At 48.3% G+C, this 18,867-nt stretch carries 17 protein-coding genes; 2 read left to right on the top strand and 15 right to left on the bottom strand.

Annotated elements, in window-relative coordinates; all coding sequences use genetic code 11:
* Positions 1-31: 31 nt before the first annotated feature.
* From MEALZ_RS09885 to MEALZ_RS09850, 8 genes are all read right to left on the bottom strand, one after another.
* The gene (locus MEALZ_RS09885) at positions 32-3,355 is read right to left on the bottom strand and encodes a VanZ family protein (protein ID WP_014148490.1); all 3,324 of its coding nucleotides are present in this window, start codon (positions 3,353-3,355) and stop codon (positions 32-34) included.
* Positions 3,356-3,376: 21 nt separating this feature from the next.
* Entirely contained in the window at positions 3,377-3,937 is a 561-nt protein-coding gene (locus MEALZ_RS09880; RefSeq protein ID WP_014148489.1) for a Uma2 family endonuclease, read from the bottom strand.
* A 143-nt stretch (positions 3,938-4,080) separates the two neighbouring features.
* Positions 4,081-5,577: a lysine--tRNA ligase gene (gene lysS / locus MEALZ_RS09875; RefSeq protein ID WP_014148488.1), complete on the bottom strand. Its 1,497-nt coding sequence runs from the start codon at positions 5,575-5,577 to the stop codon at positions 4,081-4,083.
* 313 nt (positions 5,578-5,890) lie between these two features.
* A protein-coding gene (prfB, locus tag MEALZ_RS21840; protein ID WP_162472936.1) for a peptide chain release factor 2 occupies positions 5,891-6,989 on the bottom strand; the annotation gives its coding sequence in 2 pieces (ribosomal slippage) (positions 5,891-6,913 and positions 6,915-6,989; 1,098 coding nt in all).
* Positions 6,990-7,292: 303 nt separating this feature from the next.
* Positions 7,293-7,613 carry a non-heme iron oxygenase ferredoxin subunit gene (locus tag MEALZ_RS09865; protein ID WP_014148485.1) on the bottom strand — a complete coding sequence of 107 codons (321 nt, stop codon included), beginning with the start codon at positions 7,611-7,613 and terminating at the stop codon, positions 7,293-7,295.
* Positions 7,614-7,628: 15 nt separating this feature from the next.
* Entirely contained in the window at positions 7,629-8,408 is a 780-nt protein-coding gene (locus tag MEALZ_RS09860; RefSeq protein WP_014148484.1) for a class I SAM-dependent methyltransferase, read from the bottom strand.
* A gap of 6 nt (positions 8,409-8,414) precedes the next feature.
* Positions 8,415-8,867 (bottom strand): Fe-S cluster assembly sulfur transfer protein SufU, encoded by a 453-nt coding sequence (sufU, locus tag MEALZ_RS09855; RefSeq protein WP_014148483.1) that lies wholly within the window; start codon positions 8,865-8,867, stop codon positions 8,415-8,417.
* Positions 8,867-10,090, bottom strand: coding sequence for a cysteine desulfurase (locus MEALZ_RS09850; protein ID WP_046061498.1), 1,224 nt, complete (start codon positions 10,088-10,090; stop codon positions 8,867-8,869). Before MEALZ_RS09850 ends, sufU begins: the two co-directional genes overlap by 1 nt.
* A 229-nt stretch (positions 10,091-10,319) precedes the next feature.
* Between MEALZ_RS09850 and MEALZ_RS09845 the strand changes: the two genes are divergently transcribed.
* Complete coding sequence (locus tag MEALZ_RS09845; RefSeq protein WP_014148481.1) at positions 10,320-10,880, top strand: Uma2 family endonuclease; 561 nt, start codon at positions 10,320-10,322, stop codon at positions 10,878-10,880.
* A gap of 283 nt (positions 10,881-11,163) precedes the next feature.
* Here MEALZ_RS09845 and sufD read toward each other — a convergent pair whose 3' ends face one another.
* The 7 genes from sufD to MEALZ_RS09810 form a co-directional block, all read right to left on the bottom strand.
* Positions 11,164-12,486, bottom strand: coding sequence for a Fe-S cluster assembly protein SufD (gene sufD / locus MEALZ_RS09840; protein ID WP_014148480.1), 1,323 nt, complete (start codon positions 12,484-12,486; stop codon positions 11,164-11,166).
* Position 12,487: 1 nt separating this feature from the next.
* Complete coding sequence (gene sufC / locus MEALZ_RS09835) at positions 12,488-13,240, bottom strand: Fe-S cluster assembly ATPase SufC (protein WP_014148479.1); 753 nt, start codon at positions 13,238-13,240, stop codon at positions 12,488-12,490.
* A gap of 43 nt (positions 13,241-13,283) precedes the next feature.
* A complete protein-coding gene (locus MEALZ_RS09830) occupies positions 13,284-13,496 on the bottom strand; it encodes a type II toxin-antitoxin system HicB family antitoxin (RefSeq protein WP_014148478.1) in 213 nt (70 codons plus the stop codon).
* A complete protein-coding gene (locus MEALZ_RS09825; protein WP_014148477.1) occupies positions 13,480-13,746 on the bottom strand; it encodes a type II toxin-antitoxin system HicA family toxin in 267 nt (88 codons plus the stop codon). Before MEALZ_RS09825 ends, MEALZ_RS09830 begins: the two co-directional genes overlap by 17 nt.
* Entirely contained in the window at positions 13,746-15,194 is a 1,449-nt protein-coding gene (sufB, locus tag MEALZ_RS09820; RefSeq protein WP_014148476.1) for a Fe-S cluster assembly protein SufB, read from the bottom strand. The genes MEALZ_RS09825 and sufB overlap by 1 nt, the downstream gene beginning before the upstream one ends.
* Before the next feature lie 14 nt (positions 15,195-15,208).
* Complete coding sequence (locus tag MEALZ_RS09815; protein ID WP_014148475.1) at positions 15,209-15,658, bottom strand: SUF system Fe-S cluster assembly regulator; 450 nt, start codon at positions 15,656-15,658, stop codon at positions 15,209-15,211.
* 312 nt (positions 15,659-15,970) lie between these two features.
* The gene (locus MEALZ_RS09810; protein WP_014148474.1) at positions 15,971-18,244 is read right to left on the bottom strand and encodes a DNA internalization-related competence protein ComEC/Rec2; all 2,274 of its coding nucleotides are present in this window, start codon (positions 18,242-18,244) and stop codon (positions 15,971-15,973) included.
* A gap of 83 nt (positions 18,245-18,327) precedes the next feature.
* Here MEALZ_RS09810 and MEALZ_RS09805 point away from each other — a divergent pair, with 83 nt between their 5' ends.
* On the top strand, positions 18,328-18,834 hold the full coding sequence (locus MEALZ_RS09805) for a DUF2062 domain-containing protein (protein ID WP_014148473.1): 507 nt from the start codon (positions 18,328-18,330) through the stop codon (positions 18,832-18,834).
* Positions 18,835-18,867: the final 33 nt, after the last annotated feature.

Below are 18,867 nucleotides of genomic sequence, written 5' to 3'. Positions count from 1 at the left end.
TAAGCTAAGACCGGGTTACATTTTCCAAGGATTAACTTAATGACGACTTAACGAATTGCGGGGTTCGCTTGCGTAATGGTAATTTTTTGTTTTCGCTCAATGCAAAAAACACGATCAGGAAAAACAATAAACTGAGTCGAGGCGCTTCGAATGGGCTACCAACCGTACCGACAATAACAAATCCCGAAATCGATGAGAGTAAAATCGCCGCATAATAGTCACCTTTGCTAAGCGCTTTAAGCTGTCTATAACAAGCATAAATCAGCAAGATTATAAATGCAGTGGTACCAAACCAGCCTAGATCGAATAATAAATGTACCCAAAAATTGTCGACATTGAGAGCTTGGTGATTATCGATCGTAAAAAACCAATAATCCGTACCTTCGGAAAAGTCGCCATTGCTAAGCAGATTTTTATTATTAGAATCAATCAAGCTGATATTATCGATATCAATGACATTGCCTTGACTATTATTGTAAATACCCAGTTTAACCGGACGTCTCGACAATTCCCCCGCTGTTTTACCCAAACTGGATCCGACATATTTTGTATTTAAGATTTTTTCCGCCCGGCTCCATGTGCCCGGCTCGGAATCGATTCGTAGGGTGCTCCAGACGCAACGAAACGAATATAATAACGATTTTTCACAGATGGGTAAGGTAATCTCCCCTCGCCCCGACTCCGAACGTAAATCCGCGGACAAACGATATTCAGTATCGGGCTTTATCGCGACTTGTTGGTCTAAATAAAGCGCCCCCCCCGATCCTAAACGCAAATAGCGATTTCCGACATCGCTTTGTATCGTATAGGTGGCCGGCATGCCAACACCTCTATGCCACCAAAAATAGGTTCTTGGGTAACTGCCAACGCCCATTCCAAATAAGGTTGTCATGGCATCGTCATCTCTCATGTCGAGAATAGCTTGCCAATGCTGCAGGCGAACATCCAGGTCTTGATCGATACGCTTGAAGCGCTCTTGTATAAAGCCACCTTGAAAGACCGGAATAGCCATTATCGGAACGAGTAATACCACGCTCAACAGCGGTATTGATTTTCGGTTAGTGCGCAAATGTCTCGCGTTAACGGCAAAAACTAGACTGATCAAAAAAACGAGAAATGCTACCGCAAAAGCCAGATAAGGTCCTCGGGAAAAGGTCACCATCAGGACATAAAGGCCGGCAGCGAAAATTCCAAAGCCGGCCATTCCTCCTATCAATCTGCGGGGCGTGTAGAGAAACAGCATCGCAATAAAAGGTAATGCCAAGACTAAATAAGCATCGATATGCCCGCCACCGGTATGCATGGTTGAAAACATTGCGGTGATGCGATAATCGCTTTCGAAATTGAACAAACCGGAAAACAAAAAGCGCTCCCAAATCGAAACGCCAATGACGCCGATCAATCCCAACAACGCTCCGTAACCGAAATACTGTTTTGCCTTTGGGTATTGTTGCAATGTCTGTTTTAACAGCGGTAACAAAAAGAAGGCCCAAATAACCCCCTTACCCACTCGTAAGCTATTATAATAGCTGTAGTAATTGGAAAAGGCGTTGATATCGATGTCTTGCAACGGAAATAAGCCTCTGTATAGGCTAGTTAGATAAATTAAAGCAAACAATCCTAAACATAGCTTAACTGTTCCGGAAAACTGTCGAGTTAATCGAATACTGGATTTTTGCCAATAATAAACCGCAAGGGTTGTCATGACGACCAGATCGAACTCGTCAAAATAAAACCGCCCGGTCCAAGGGGCAAAATCCAAAACCGGTAGCATTGCCGGTAAGACGAATAGCCAGGCATGAGGATAACGAAACAATAAAGCCGCGTAAGCGATTAATAATACCGATAGAAATGGTGCGCCGATCGGATAATTCAAGAAAGCCCAACCAATAATCAGCGCAAGAATTCCCGAGAATAAGCGCCAACGTTTATCGATTTCTTCCGGTTTGACGGTTGTCGATGACCGAATAGGATCATCCTCTGAAATAGAGTTTTCGTCATCGTGGAATGCTTCGGCAATCGATAATCCCCTTCCCTGCTTGATCGTTCCGTTAGCAAACCAGCGCATCGCATGATTAAGCGATTCATAGACCAATGCCGCCGAAGCAAATGCGATTAATACATCAGTTGGGTCAGGGTGTTTAGGTGCTAAAAACAACTTGCCGGTTTCTATCAAAGTGGCAAAAACAGCGGCAGTTAATCCGACTAAAAACCAATGAAAACGCTCAGGTTTGGAGTCTGCATAGTTCCATAACCAAAAAGCCAAGCCAATCGGAAAATACATCCCGATGTTGCTGAGCAAGCTCACCATGGCCAAGGACTCGGTCGTATAATAGAAATAGTAAAACGGTAAAAACTGAACAGTCTCGAGTTTTTCAAGAGCCTTTTCAAGACCGATCCAATTCCCGCCTGTCCAGCCATTCAGTGCGGCTACCAAAAAAACATGGAGAGGTAGAAGCGTTAGGATCGTGGGCTTCAACCAAGCGATCCAATAGTCTTTGTCATGTTTAGAAAAAAAGGCAAACACGACCGCGCCTAGCCCGAGGCCTGTCATGCGCGTCAGAACCGAAATACCTTGCGACACACCAGACGCCAGAAATAATTGACCGGTTTCGACAAACAATCCGATAAAAAAACCGGTCAAGATGCAAACCAGTTTGGGGTGCGAAATATAAGGCAATAAACAGAGTAAAACTCCTAACGGAATCAATACGACTATTTCTGCCCCGAGTTTGACTACACAGCGAATACCATCGGCGCGGCAGGTATCGATGGACATAAAAAGACTGTGACTGCCGGAAGTCAGCCGAGCGTCAAGCTCTTGATGGGAAATAACAAAATCGAACGGAAAAAAACTTAAGGCAAAATAGAAGGCGATATAGAAAATAATCGCCGCTTTGATCGATAGAAAATTACCAAGCGAAAGATGACGAGATAAACGTCGAAAATAATCGCCTGAAAATAACCATAGCCCTACGCCCATGGCCGAGCCCATTGCCTCGGCGATTAAATCGTTGATCGAAACGGTACGGGGTGGGAAAAATAACTGAGCAAACTCGACCGAAACAGCCAAAGCCCAACAAAACAGCAAAACCGGTGCCGCAACCAGTAGCCTGGTGTATCCGCGAAATTGGCCGCCAAAACCAGCCGCCCACAAGTAAGCCAACGGTATGTAAAGCAGAATATTCGCTACCCAGTCCGCACGCGATTCTATGCCTAGATTGAGATAACGAATATTTCGGAATTTTTCCAAAGCTATGTCGAAAGGCATTGGCCGGTAATCGAGCGGAACCAAGCTGCCGTAGACGACGAAAAAGGTATATAGCGTTGCACCGATAAGAAGTTTTTTATTCATACGAAAGCCCGCGAATGACCATCAAGGAGCCCACAAGTCCGCCAAGACCAGTTCCACTTCGTCAAAAGGCGGCGCCCTAACCATATCGTCATTCTGCCAGGTATGCTCAAGCAACCAATGCTCTTCCAGCAAACGATAGGCTTCAAGCGTTTTTGGCCCCGGATCGACCAGCCATAGCCACGACACTTCGCATGCCGCATAAATCGGCATCTTAACGGCGCGATCGATGCGCGAAGTTCCGGGCGAAATCACTTCGCAAATCCAGTCGGGAGCGATACTAAAATAAGCCTCATCGGGCAATTGCGGCATGCGTTCGCGCCGCCAACCGGCCAAATCAGGAACCAGAATATTTCGACCCAAATGCAATTCGGGTTCGAACAATATCCACCAACCGCCGGGCCCTCCTCTACCTCGATGATAAGGACTGATATACTGGCCGCTGATCACCGAAGCGGCCAAGGCATGTCTTGGTGCGGGGCGCGGTTGAGTCATTAACTGCCCGTTAATGATTTCGCCGATGATATGTTCGGGCAGATCGAACAAGTCTTCGTAAGTCGCCTCGCGTAAAGCCGGATGATTCATGATGGACTACTCGGTTTAAGCAGTTTGTTTATTACATTTCCTTTTTACCCGATAAAATCCTTTTGAAGTCGTAATGATATTGGCAAGTTATTGAATTAACCTCTTATTCTTCATTATCTTCATGGTGAAATGCTTTTTCTAGGTTAATTCTTAGGCCGAAGATGTGGGAATAACAATACATCTCGAATCGAAGGCGCGTCGGTGAACAGCATCACCAGACGATCGATGCCTATGCCCTCGCCCGCCGTCGGGGGCATGCCGTGTTCCAATGCCGTGACATAGTCGGCGTCGTAATGCATCGCTTCGTCGTCGCCGGCTTCTTTTTCCTCGACTTGTTTACGGAAACGTTCGGCCTGATCCTCGGCGTCGTTCAACTCGGTGAAACCGTTCGCGATTTCGCGCCCGCCGACGAAAAACTCGAAACGGTCGGTCACATGCGGGTCATCATCGTTACGTCTGGCCAATGGCGACACTTCGACCGGATACGCAGTAATAAAGGTCGGATTCATCAAGCGGTGTTCGACCGTTTTTTCGAAGATCTCGATCTGAAGCTTACCGAGACCGTAGCCGTCCTTGACCGGAATTTTCAAATTTTCGGCCACCTTCGCCGACGCTTCGCGCGTCGCGAGATCATCGACCGTCAAATCCGGATTGAAATGCAGAATCGATTCGACCACGGTCATGCGATCGAACGGTTTGCCGAAGTCGTAGTGTTCGCCTTGATAAGTAATCAGCGTTTGGCCGAGTACTTCGAGTGCAATGCCTCGCACCATTTCTTCGGTCAAATCCATCAAGTCGTGATACTCGGCATAGGCTTGATAGAATTCAAGCATCGTGAATTCCGGATTATGCCGTGTCGACAGGCCTTCGTTGCGGAAATTACGGTTGATTTCGAAAACGCGTTCGAAACCGCCAACGATCAGTCGTTTTAAATACAATTCCGGCGCAATGCGTAAAAACAACTCCATGTCCAAGGCATTGTGATGCGTCTTGAACGGACGCGCGGTCGCACCGCCGGGAATCGCCTGCATCATTGGCGTTTCGACCTCGAGAAATTGTCGCGCGACCAAGAAGTCTCGAATGTATGTGACGATTTTCGAACGGATCAGGAAAGTCTTGCGCGATTGATCGCTCATGATCAAATCCAAATAACGCTGGCGATATTTGATTTCCTGATCGGCGATGCCGTGGAATTTTTCAGGCAATGGCCTAAGCGCTTTGGTCAATAAACGAATATCGTCGACTTTGATGCTCAATTCGCCGACATTGGTCTTAAACAACACGCCCTCGGCACCGACGATGTCGCCGATGTCCCATTTCTTGAACTGCTCGTTATAAAAGCCTTCCGGCAGATGATCGCGCGCGACATAAAGCTGCATTTGCCCCGACATATCCTGAATATGACAGAAACTCGCCTTGCCCATGATGCGGCGAGTCATCATGCGTCCGGCCACCTTGACGCGGATCGGTTCGGCCTCGAGTTCTTCCTTGGTTTTTTCGCCGTATTCCGCCAGCAGTTCGCCGACTACGACATTACGACGAAAATCCGTAGGAAATGCTATGCCGCGCTCACGTATTTCAATCAGTTTGCTGCGGCGTTGTCTGATTTGTTCTTGTTCGTCTTGCAAAAGTTCGGACATGATTTTAAGGTGTTATTTAAGATTTTAAATGTTAAGAAGACAGGGGCAATAGGGTGCTACTTGTACCATTAGTGGTTTCGCGTTGATATACATTTCGTACTTCAAATTTCGGCAGTGCCTGAGGAGGCGCCGGGGTGCTCGGCCCCTCACCTAACGCTAGGTAAGGGGCCAGCATGGAGCTGGGCTAGAGCCTACAGGGACGTATTCACGGCGTCCTTTGACGGGCACCCCGGTGCCGAATTTTGATCTACGAGGGGTATAGCAACTTTCTTTAGGATTTCGACTATATCGTATTGAGTTTCAATCCTTTCGTTTATAACCCGCTTTTTAAACTTGCTTCGATAAATTGATCCAATTCGCCGTCGAGTACTGCCTGTGTGTTGCCGGTTTCGACGTTGGTGCGTAAATCTTTGATGCGCGATTGATCCAAGACATACGACCGGATCTGACTGCCCCAGCCGATATCGGATTTGGAATCCTCGAGCGCCTGTTGTTGCTCGCTGCGTTTCATGATTTCCATTTCATATAACTTGGCCTTGAGCTGTTTCATTGCGGTGTCTTTGTTCTTATGCTGCGAACGATCGCTTTGGCATTGCACGACAATGCCGCTCGGTCCATGAGTAATCCTTACGGCAGACTCGGTCCGGTTGACATGCTGACCGCCTGCGCCGCTGGCCCGGTAAACGTCGATACGCAAATCGGCCGGATTGATATCAATATCGATGTCGTCGTCGATTTCGGGCGATACGAATACCGAGGCGAACGAAGTATGACGACGGTTGCCCGAATCGAACGGAGATTTTCTAACCAATCGATGCACGCCGGTTTCGGTGCGCAGCCAGCCGAAGGCGTATTCGCCTTCGAACTTGATCGTCGCGCTCTTGATGCCGGCGACATCGCCCGGCGATTCTTCGATCAATTCGGTCTTGAAACCTTTCGCTTCGCCCCAGCGCAAATACATGCGCTCGATCATCGAAGCCCAATCCTGTGCCTCGGTGCCGCCGGAACCGGCTTGAATATCGAGAAAGGCATTATTAGGATCCATTTCACCGGAGAACATGCGCCGAAACTCCAGTTCGGCAACCTTTCTTTCGAGTTGATCGAGGTCGTTCGCAACCGTATCGACGGTTTCTTCATCTCCCTCTTCTACTGCCATCGCTAGTAACTCTTCGGCGTCAGCGAGGCCGCTATCCAACTCGTTGATCGTGCCGACGACTTTTTCGAGTTGCACCCTTTCCTTGCCCATGGCTTGGGCTTGATCGGGATTGTTCCAGATCGCGGGATCTTCGAGTTCTTTCAGGACTTCGACCAGGCGCTCGCTTTTGATATCGAAGTCAAAGATACCTCCTAAGCGCGTCGCCGCGGCTTTTGAGGTCGGAGATTTTGTTTTTGATAGGATTAATTTCTTGCATGAATGTTTATAATCTAAAGAAACCGAAAAACCATTGGCCGAACATTGACTCGCACTCAATCAGCCTCATGGAAAAACATTAGATTATATACGATTAGCGCGTTTCATTCATAAACGAAAAACGATTGAACCTGAATTCGGCAGTTTAACCATGAAGCACATGAAGTTCATGAAGGATTTCAAGAAATTACCTAAACCTTCTCACTAACCTTTTTGGTGAGCGAACGTTCTACACAAACGAGTAGTAAGTTATTGAATTAACTTCCTATTCTTCATGGTGAAATACTTTTTCTAAGTTGAACGGTTAATCCCAACGATCATCGCGAACTTGAATACGGTGGTTTTCGATACGCAACGGAAAACAGGGGATGTCTTCATAGGCAGGCGGCGACTTGACAGCGCCGGTTTTAACGCAAAACCGAGCGCCGTGTCTCGGGCAAATGATTTCGTCTCCGTCGAGTTCGCCGCTGGCGATTTCTGCGCCGTCATGCGTGCAGACATCCTCGATCGCGAAAAATTCGCCGTCTATTTTGAATATTGCGACGTCGGCGCCATCGACATCGATAACGACATGTTCGCCATCGGCCAAGGCATCTTGATCGACGACATCTATCCAATCGGACATGATGACTCCTAGATTTTAATTTTTGACATATACATCGTAACGCAACAGTTTTCCCTGAAAACTCTGACTCGGTTTGCCGCCGAGCGGCTCGGCATAATCGGGACTCTTGACAACCACCTTCTTCGCTGCTGACTGCATCGCTGCGGAAAATAATTCATCTTTATCCGGATCATCGCCTAGCAATTCTTGCAAAATCGTCATCGATTTTTTCGCCAACGCCGATTTTTTGCGTTTCGGCGGAAACATCGGGTCGATATAGATGCAATCTGGATGTTCATCGAGCCCGGCGAGAGTTTCAATCGCATTGCCGGCGATCAGTTCGGGTAACTCGAGCGACAGATTTTTGACCCACTCCAATTCACCCAAACGCCGAAAAGCATCTTGCAATAGCTCAACCATGACCGGCGAACGTTCGATGCAGCGCAAACTATAACCCATCCTGAAGATATGAAGGCTATCCTGGCCCCAGCCTGTCGTCGCATCGACAACGGTCTGCGTTTTTCGTCCCAAGGCTTGACCCAGCGGCGTGTTTTTCGGAGCAGGCCAGGAACGCTGCTCGCCGGGACGGGGTTCGATGTCGACCGCCAGACCGCCTTTTTTCAGCAGTTCACGGTCGAGCAGTTTCAGCACACCATCGCGCCAGGTCAAATAAAATGATTCAAGCTGATCGAAATTGGGTTCGGACGTTACTCTAAGCGGAACGCCCAACCTTTCGGCCAATCGCTTAAAATCATCGGCATCGCCCTGCCCTTCATAAAGCACCGCAAGTTTGCCCAAATAAAGTGGCTCAGTCAAAGGCGCTTATTCGGTCGAAATCGATTGCTTTTCGTTTTTGAGCGCGGCATCGAGCGTATGCCAAGCCAGCGTCGCGCATTTGACGCGCGCCGGATACTCTCTGACGCCAGCTAACACGGCCAGTTTGCCGACCGCTTCGAGATTGATTTGTTCGTCCTTGCCAGTCGTCATTTCGTGAAAAGTTTTGAACAGGGCTTCGGCTTCGGCTTCGGTTTTGCCTTTGACGATTTCGGTCATCAACGAAACCGAGGCGGTCGAAATTGCGCAACCTGAACCCTGAAAGCTCGCGTCTTCGATCACATCGCCGTTCATTTTCAAAAACAGCGTCAGACGGTCGCCGCACAGCGGATTGAAACCGTCCACTTTCCTATCCGCATTCTCGATGATCCTGAAATTACGCGGATTGCGGTTGTGGTCGAAAATGACCTCTTGGTAAAGATCTCTTAAATCGTCAAACATTAACCAAATACCTCTATTAAAGATTCTATGCCGTTCATCAATACATCGATTTCCTGCTTCGTATTATATATCGCGAACGACGCTCGTGCGGTTGCGGGCACTTCGAAAAAGTCCATGACCGGCATCGCGCAATGGTGTCCTGCTCTAACCGCAATACCGAGACTGTCGAGCATCGTGCCGATGTCGTGCGGATGGATATGATCGAGCACGAACGACAGGATCGCGCCTTTTTCGCTTGCTTCGCCGACGATTCGAAGGCCTTTGATCTTCTTAGCCTGTTCGGTCGCGTAATCGAGTAGTTCGGCCTCATATGCGGCGATAGCATCCATACCGATTGCGCTTAGATAATCGATTGCGGCACCAAGGGCTATTGCGTCGGCGATGCTCGGTGTGCCGGCCTCGAACTTATAAGGCAGCGTATTGTACTCGGTTTCTTCGAACGTAACCCTGCGAATCATATCGCCGCCGCCTTGATACGGCGGCATCGCTTCGAGCAAGGCTTGTTTGCCGTACAACACGCCGATGCCGGATGGACCGTATAGCTTATGGCCGGAAAAGGCATAAAAATCACAATCCAATTCTTGCACATCGACTGGCATGTGCGGTATCGCTTGCGCACCGTCGAGTAATACCGGAATGTTTTTGTCATGCGCGGCCGCGATGATTTGTTTGACCGGATTGATCGTACCCAGTGCATTCGACATATGCGCGACCGCAACCAAGCGGGTTTTATCGCCGATCAGTTTGATGAATTGGTCGAGGATCAGTTCGCCGCGAAGATTAATCGGAGCGACTTTCAGTATCGCGCCGGTCTGTTCGCACAGCATCTGCCACGGCACGATGTTGGAATGGTGCTCCATTGCGCTGATCAGAATCTCGTCGCCGGCTTTGATATTGTCTTTGCCGTAACTTTGCGCGACCAGATTGATCGATTCGGTCGTGCCTTTCGTGAAAATGATTTCCTTATCCGATTCGGCATTGATGAAATCTTTGATCTTTTCCCGTGCGCCTTCGAACTTGTCGGTCGAGCGCACGCTAAGCGTATGCACGCCGCGATGAACGTTCGCGTAATCATGGCGATAGACATGACTGATGCAATCGATCACGACGTTCGGTTTCTGGCTGGAGGCCGCATTGTCAAGATAGACCAGCGGTTTATTACGGATTTTCTCGTTCAGAATCGGAAAATCGTTGCGTATTTTATCGATAGGAAATTGAGTCATGGTTTGCTTGTTTGGCGTGTATTCTTTATATTTTATCTTTTTGTCACTATTCAGCGCATGCGGTAGGTTGGTGTCAGGCATTGATTTCTAAGGACGCGTGAATACATCCCTGTAAGCTCTGACTGCAACGTCCTGTTGCAGACAGCCTTATAAATCAATGCCTGGCACCTTCTCATACATGACTTATGCTGAATAATGACATCTTTTTTAAAATCAACCGGTTTCAATTATGGCGATCGCAAATCCTCGAAAACATCTGACCGATATCGACGAATGGCGCAGATTGGGCGAAGCCGGCATTTTCCCGCCCGACAGCCGTCTCGAATTGATCAACGGAGAAATCTTGGAAATGTCCCCGATAGGCTGCAATCATGCCGGTCATGTCATCCGGCTAATGAATTTCTTTGCCATACGCGTAGCCGGAAAGGCTATCATGAATGCGCAAAATCCTTTGCGACTCGGCGATCTGTCCGAACCGGAACCGGACTTCATGCTCTTGAAACCGACCCCGGACTTTTACTCGACCCGTCATCCCGTCGCCAACGATGTCTTATTGCTGATCGAAGTCGCCGATTCGTCGCTCGAATTCGACCGCAATCAAAAAATGCATCTTTATGCCATGCACCGAATTCCCGAGTACTGGCTAGTCAACCTCAACGAGGCCAGCGTCGAAATTTACCGAAAGCCGGCCGGCGATCTTTATGCCGAGAAGCGAACATTGACGTCCGGTGATTCGATCGCCTTGTCCGAACTCCCAGAAATCACAATCGATATCGGCGACATAATTTAACCTGAGTTCGAAATATAAAAAGCATATATTCCAGATGGTCAAGTCAGTATCAGGCCTCGCTGGAAGAAGTGTGCGCAGCATGGATGCTGTGCTCAAGCTATTCACGGCGTCTTCTGGAAGCGAGGCCTGATACTGGCTGAGTTTCTTAACCCGAACTCAGGTTGCTTTAGGCTTTTATCATTTATCTCTTCAAAACAATAAAACCACAAAGAACACCGAGTTCACAGAGGCATGGCTACAAATGCTCTGTGTTCCCTGTGGATGAATCAACGGCCAATACCCGTTACAACCAATCTTGCATAATCCCCTGCTGCGGAAATCGTTTCAGCACTTCCGCGAGCACGAGATCGTGCAGGCTTTTTTGCGTTATCTTAGTAACCATCTCGTTCGCAAACGCAAACGTCAGCATATTGCGAGCGGTTTCCTCGTCGACACAGCGCGATTGCAGATAAAACACCGATTTTTCGTCGAGTTGTCCAACCGTCACGCCATGCGCACATTTGACATCGTCGGCATAGATTTCCAATTGCGGCTTGGTGTCGGCTTCGGCATCGTTCGAAAGCAATAAATTTCGGTTGTTCATTTCCGAATCGGTTTTTTGTGCATCCTCGGCGACCACGACCCGGCCTTGAAACACGCCACGCGCCCTGCCGTCCAGAACGCCTTTATAAACTTCGCGACTGATGCCGTGCGGCTCGAGATGGTTGATACGCGTGTGATTATCGAGATGCTGCCGTTTGATGCCTAAATACAAACCATTCAGATTGCATTCGCTCGCATGGCCGAGATCGACGTGAATTTCGCTTCTTGCCAGTAGACCTCCGAATGCGAAGTTGTGATGACTGAAGCGCGCGTTCCTGCCCTGTTTCACGTAAGTACCGCCGAAGTGATACGCTTTTTCCGATTCGCATTGCACTTTATATAGAGTCAAATCGGCATTTTGTTCAACGAAAACTTCGGTGATCGAAGCCGATAAATAAGACTGATCCGTACCGACGTAGGTCTCGACGATCTGCGCCTGCGCCATCGATTCGGCAATCACGAGATTGCGCGTCGTTGCCAAGCGGTTCGGGTCGGTGACGACATGCAGCAATTGCACGGGTTTGTCCAAAACGGTTTTGGCCGGTATGCGAATGAATGCGCCGCCGGTAAACCACGCGGTATTGAATGCGACGAAACTGTGCTCGTCGATGCCGACCGCTTGGCCGAAATAAGTTTCGATTTGCCCTGCATCGGCCTCGAGCAATTCGCTTAGGCTCTTGACCGTTACGTTTTCCGGAAGGTCCGCTAAGTCCGAGAGTTCGGGCGAATAATACCCGTCGACCAGCACGATTTGCCAACAATCGGCCAAACGATAATTTTCGAGCCAATCTTTGTCGATTTGATTGTCACTCGGTTCAAGACGCGGTTCGAACAAATTTTTTTCGATGCCGGAAACGTTCGTATAGCGCCATTCTTCTTCCCGTAGCGACGGAAAACCGCGCCCGGAAAATTGCTTCAGCGCATCACTGCGCAATGCGCGCAGCCACGGCAGCGACCCGCCGGGTAACGTCGTTTCGATTTTCGAATATTCTGCCGTGTAACGGCTAGCGGTTTGCGTAGTCATATCAAGCGGCCTGTTTGTTTTCAACCCAGCTATAGCCTTTTTCCTCGAGCTCCAAGGCCAACTCCGGCCCGCCCGATTTGACGATTTGTCCGTGCGCCAAGACATGCACGAAATCCGGCTTGATGTAATCGAGCAGTCGTTGATAATGCGTGATCATCACGAACGAACGCTCCGGTGAACGTATCGAATTGACGCCTTCGGCGACGACTTTCAATGCATCGATGTCGAGACCGGAATCGGTCTCGTCGAGAATGCACAGTTTCGGCTCCAACACCGCCATCTGCAGGATTTCGTTGCGTTTCTTCTCACCGCCCGAAAAGCCTTCGTTAACGGCCCGGTACAGAAATTTTTCATCCATTTCGAGCAAACGGACTTTTTCTTTGATCAGCGTCAGAAAATCCATCGCATCGACTTCGGACAAGCCTTGGTGTTTGCGAATCGAATTCAACGCTGCTTTGAGCAAATAGATATTGCTGACGCCCGGAATTTCGACCGGATACTGAAATGCCAAAAACACGCCTTCGCGGGCTCTGATTTCAGGCGCCATTCCAGTCAGGTCTTTGCCTTCGTAAGTCACTTGACCTTGGGTGACGGTATAACCGCTCTTACCGGACAAAACGTGGGATAGCGTGCTTTTTCCGGAGCCGTTAGGCCCCATGATCGCGTGAATCTCGCCGGAATTTACTTTAAGATTGATCCCTTTCAGTATCGGTTTGTCGTCCACGCTGACGTGGAGGTTTTCAATGTTGAGCATGATATTAGCCTAAGTTCTATATGATGATGTGTTTGCCTTGAAATTAGGCATACATTAATCTGCCTTTGGGTTCGGGAATCGGTCGTCCTAATTCATGAGCGGTTTCCAACCATTCTTGAATAACGCGCTCGGCATTTCCAACCGCATCCTGATAACTGGACCCATCCGCCATACAACCCGGGAGTTCAGGCACTTCAACGATATATGACGAATCCTCATCGCTCCAATAAACTATCAATTCATATTTGCTGATCATCTTTTAAACCTAATCGGTATCGAACAAGAATATTTCGTATTTGTTTTATTTGGTATGGTTTCGCTAAATTAGCTTTCGGTTGTAAATTGATAATTTCAAAAATGCCGTGTTTAACAAAAATATGATGGTCACCTTTTATACGCTCTTCAAATCCGAGTCTTGTCAATAACTGCCTGAGTTCGGAAAACGAAACATTGCCATCGGAACGACCGCTTAATATTTTCTGAAGCAGCTTGTCGTATTTACCCACTACCCAACCGATCCTTCCAAACTGAGCCCCAACAAGGCTTGAGCCTCGACCGCGAATTCCATCGGCAATTCCTTGAAGACTTCCTTGCAAAAACCATTGACGATCATCGAAACGGCGTCTTCGGCCGAAAGACCGCGTTGTTGGCAGAAAAACAGTTGATCCTCGCTGATTTTCGACGTCGTCGCTTCGTGTTCGACCTGCGCTGAAGGTTGTTTTACCTCGACGTACGGAAACGTGTGCGCGCCGCATTTGTCGCCGACCAAGAGCGAATCGCATTGCGTATAGTTGCGCGCATTCTCGGCACCTTTCAAGACCTTGACCAAGCCGCGATAAGTGTTCTGCGCCCTGCCCGCCGAAATGCCTTTCGAAATGATCGTGCTACGCGTATTTTTGCCGATATGTATCATTTTTGTGCCGGTATCGGCTTGCTGATAATTATTGGTCAATGCGACCGAATAAAATTCGCCGATCGAATTATTGCCGGTCAGCACGCAGCTCGGATATTTCCAGGTGATTGCCGATCCGGTTTCGACCTGCGTCCACGAAACCTTCGAATTGTCGCCACGGCAATCGGCTCGCTTGGTCACGAAATTATAAATTCCGCCCTTGCCTTCTTTATCGCCGGGATACCAATTTTGCACGGTCGAATATTTGATTTCGGCATTCTCCAATGCGATCAGCTCGACGACCGCGGCGTGCAACTGGTTTTCATCGCGCATTGGTGCGGTACAGCCTTCGAGATAACTGACGTGACTGCCTTCGTCGGCGATGATCAGCGTTCTTTCGAACTGGCCGGTATTGGCCGCGTTGATGCGAAAATAAGTCGACAATTCCATCGGGCAGCGCACGCCTTTCGGAATATAGACGAACGAACCGTCGGTAAACACGGCCGAGTTCAAGGCTGCGAAATAGTTGTCGCCGGTCGGCACGACAGAGCCGAGATATTGTTGAACCAATTCCGGGTATTCACGTAAGGCTTCGGATATCGGGCAGAAGATTACCCCTGCCTCTTTCAGCTTACTCTTAAATGTGGTTGCAACCGAAACACTGTCGAACACTGCATCGACCGCAACCCCGGCCAAACGCTCTTGCTCGTCGAGCGGAATACCGAGCTTTTTATAGGCTTCCAAGATTTGCGGATCGACTTCGTCAAGGCTTTTCGGCCCGTCTTCCTTACGCTTAGGTGCTGAATAATAACTGACTGCTTGATAATCGATCGGTTCGAACTTAACGAAGGCCCATTCAGGCGACTTCATTGTTTGCCAATGGCGAAACGCTTTCAGCCTGTACTCCAGCATAAACTCGGGTTCGTTTTTGATTTTCCAGAGCTTATGAATTACTTCTTCGTCCAAACCGGGCGGAAAAGTGTCGGTTTCCAATTCCGTGACAAAGCCTTGCTTGTATTCTTTTCCGATCAGTTGTTCGATTTCTTTTGCGCTTGCTGACATTTCGTTCTCCGTCGTTACCGGTAAAGACTCGCTACCGGCACATAAAATTCATCCGGCTTCGATGCCGGCAAAATCAAATCCGCTAGTGTAATTGAATCAAGCGCATTAAAGATGGCTTGATTGATTTTCCCCCAACTGCCGCGGATTTCGCAGCCGCCGGCCTGTTCGCAGTTTTGTTGCGAAATACTGCATTCGGTTAAAGCAATAGGGCCTTCTACGGCGCTAATAATGCTCGCCACAGTAATATATTCGGGTAAGTTCGCCAACTCATAACCGCCTTTCGCGCCTCGAGTCGAGCAAACTAGACCCGCCTTGGCGAGTTGTTTTAAAAGTTTACTGACCGTTGCCGGTGCAATACCGGTTATATCGGCGATTTCATTGGCAGCATGCATCTGGAAGCGGTTTTTTGCCATATAGCTTAAAATCACTGTCGCATAATCTGTTAACTTGCCTAGACGCAACATACTCTGCTCCAAAAATTCAGGACTATTTTAGTCCTATTTAATACCATAGTAAAGTGCTTGGTTATTATTTTTTCCATTAGGCTTTTTTATGGGGTTATACCCATCGCACTTCAAATTTCGGCATTGACGTATGGAGGCACCGGGGTGTTAGGTCGATTTTTGCTCCTGCAAAATCGACATTCACGCCATCCATGGCGCTCGTAAAGGCTTTGACAGCGGAGATGCTGCCACAGAGCCTACATGGACGTATTCACGGCGTCCTTTGACGGACACCCAGGCGCCGAAATTTGACCAGCAAAGGGTATAGATTAATCATGGGGCCGCATGCCAATAGCGCCGACGGGCTAAGCGCTGCGCTTCCAATTTTAGCGTATGTTTTGTCGTCGTTACGGTCAAAGCACCATGGCGCCCAGTATCAAACCAATTAATGTTTAAATTATCCAAACGTTTGATGACCTCTTGATGAGGAAATCCGAAGCGATTCTTATAACCGGATGGAATCAGTGCATAACTAGGGGAAACGGCTTGCAAAAAAGACAGCGTCGAGGATGTCTTGCTACCATGATGCGGAACGATCAAAATATCGGCAAGCAAATCGGAAGCGTAATTTTCGATTAACCAAGCTTCAGCGTTTTTTTCAATATCGCCGGTCAACAAGATACTGCCTTGCTCGGCGATAACCTTGAGCACGCAGGAATTATCATTGTTCGAACGAAAACCGGCCGTTTCGCCAGGCGCTAACATAACAAATGAGACGCCGTCCCATGACCAACTTTGACCGGTTCTACAAAAATCAGCCGATATATGATCAATTTGCTCCGGAACACTGCTCAAAACTGCATCCGTCCTAATACCCCTGAGTAATGTAGCCGCGCCGCCGATGTGGTCGTTATCGCCGTGACTGATAATAAGCTTATCGACTCGATCGATGCCTTGATAACGTAAAAACGGCAACAAGACCGATGTGCCGCTATCCGATCCGGAATCGAAACGAATTCCGGTGTCGAATACCAACACATGCTTTGCGGTTTGCACTACGGTAGCTAAGCCTTGTCCGACATCGAGCAAGGTTAGTTTGACCTCTCCATCTTCCGGGCGATCCAAGCTCGGAAAAAATAATGGACAAAGCATTAGGTATCCCAGCCAGCGCCCGGTTAACCCTCGAGGCATCAATAACATAAAAACACCCAGCACAAAAAAAGCCACTGCAATCAACGTAGGTTGAGGATAAGAAACTGTCGCGAATGGCCAATCGGCTAATTCAGCCAAAAACCAAAGCAATCCTTTTAATATTGTGTCGACTAGCAACAATAGGGGTTCCGCTAACCCAGGTATCGTCCCGAGAAGAAACATGGAAGGAAGCAGAATGGGTACAACCAGAAAGCTAACGACAGGAACAGCAATTAAATTTGCCAGTGGCGCAATTAATGACGTTTGCTGAAAAAAGAATAACAATACCGGCGCAAGCGCAAATGCCATCGCCCAATGAATTTTTAGCGCCGCCAGCCAGCGATTTGTTTTCTGAAGTCTCCCTCCTGCAATGAAGGCTATAAAAATAACCGCCAAAAACGAGAGCCAAAAACCGGGTGATAATATTGCCAAGGGATCCATCGCCAGTACAGCAAATAAAGCTAACGCTAATGTTTTGGAGAGACTAACGTTTCTTTGCCAAATGACCGAAAGCATAACTGCTGCCAGCATGATCAATGCGCGTTGTGTCGGCACCGAAAACCCGGCCAAACCGGCATAGAACGCAGCGATAAACAGCGCCGCAAGTGCGCCGACATAATGGGGCGACCATCTCAATACTCCGGTTCGGGCCCAGAATTTAAGGATCGTTAAATACATCAGCCCTGAAATTAGCCCGATATGCAAACCGGAAATCGCTATTAAATGAACGGTTCCGGTGTTACGGAAAATATTCCATTGGGCCGAACTTAGCTGTTGCCTTTCGCCGATTGCCAGAGCCTTGATAATGCCGATTGTATCGCTTGAAGCACCTGCGTTATTGAGCCTATCCGAAAGCTGTTGACGCCAAGTTGAAATATCAAAAAACGACGTCTTATCCGAAACCATAACTGGCGTCGGTCTATCACGAACATAACCGGTTGCCCCGATGCCTTCGCTCAGTAACCAACGTTCAAAATCGAAACCACCCGGATTCAAATTGCCATGCGGTCGTTTGAGTTTGACTGAAAACGACCAATACTGACCGGCTTTAATTTCGCGCTTAGGATTGTACCAACTCAAGCGCAGTTTCTTAGGTGTGCCTTCAGGACCTTGAATATCGGTTAGGTTGAAGCGCACACGTCTATCGCTTTGACGGGGCAGTCCGGTCACGCGGCCCTCTATCGGTATTATCTTGCTTTCCAAGTCAACTAGGAGTCGATTCGATAAAGCGTTCGATGCATAAACAATCGCCCATAGCATACCGAACAAAAAGATTGCGGCTTTTCGATACTTAAGTCTGAGTAAGATTCCGACCAAAACGCAAACAGAGACTAGCCAATGCCATCCTCCAGGCAATTGTGGAAATTGTTGAACCGTCCAAATACCGGCTGCGAAGAAAAGCGCAGATTCAACCATCGATTCTCCGAATGATTTATGCTTTTTCGGCTTAAAAGAAACCTGATAAACTACGGGCCTGAAAAACTATAACTACAAAGATCATGCCTAAAAAGCTCATCAAAAAGTATCTGCCTCATCCCGATAAAATCAAAGGACACAAAAATCTACAGTTTTTGGGTGAGCGTTTGCACGAGCCGAATTTATGGCATTTAAATCGCCGTTCGGTAGCGCTAGCTTTTGCAATCGGTTTATTTACCGCCTGGATTCCTGTCCCCGGCCAGATGGCAATCGCCGCGGTTGGCGCCTTTTATTTTCGTGCTAATTTACCTTTGTCGGTCGCGTTGGTGTGGATCACTAACCCATTTACAATGCCGCCGATGTTTTATTTTGCCTATAGGGTCGGGTTACTCCTGATGGCGAGAAAGCCGCATGACGACGTTGAATTTACCTTTGAAAATGCTATGGCGGAATTAGGCGATATTTGGGCGCCGTTTTTACTCGGTTGCTTGGTAATTGGCACGATATGCTCGACTGCCGGCTATTTCGGCATGAGCAATCTCTGGCGCTATCATGTCGGTAAGCGCTGGACTAAGCGGCAGAAGCGCTAGTTCCCGCGATTTATGATAAAGACCTTGAGGAGA

The organism is Methylotuvimicrobium alcaliphilum 20Z (assembly GCF_000968535.2).
Classification (GTDB): Bacteria; Pseudomonadota; Gammaproteobacteria; order Methylococcales; family Methylomonadaceae; genus Methylotuvimicrobium; species Methylotuvimicrobium alcaliphilum.
The sequence above is the reverse complement of the archived record's forward strand: the minus strand, read 5'-3'. Positions and strand labels throughout refer to the sequence as shown.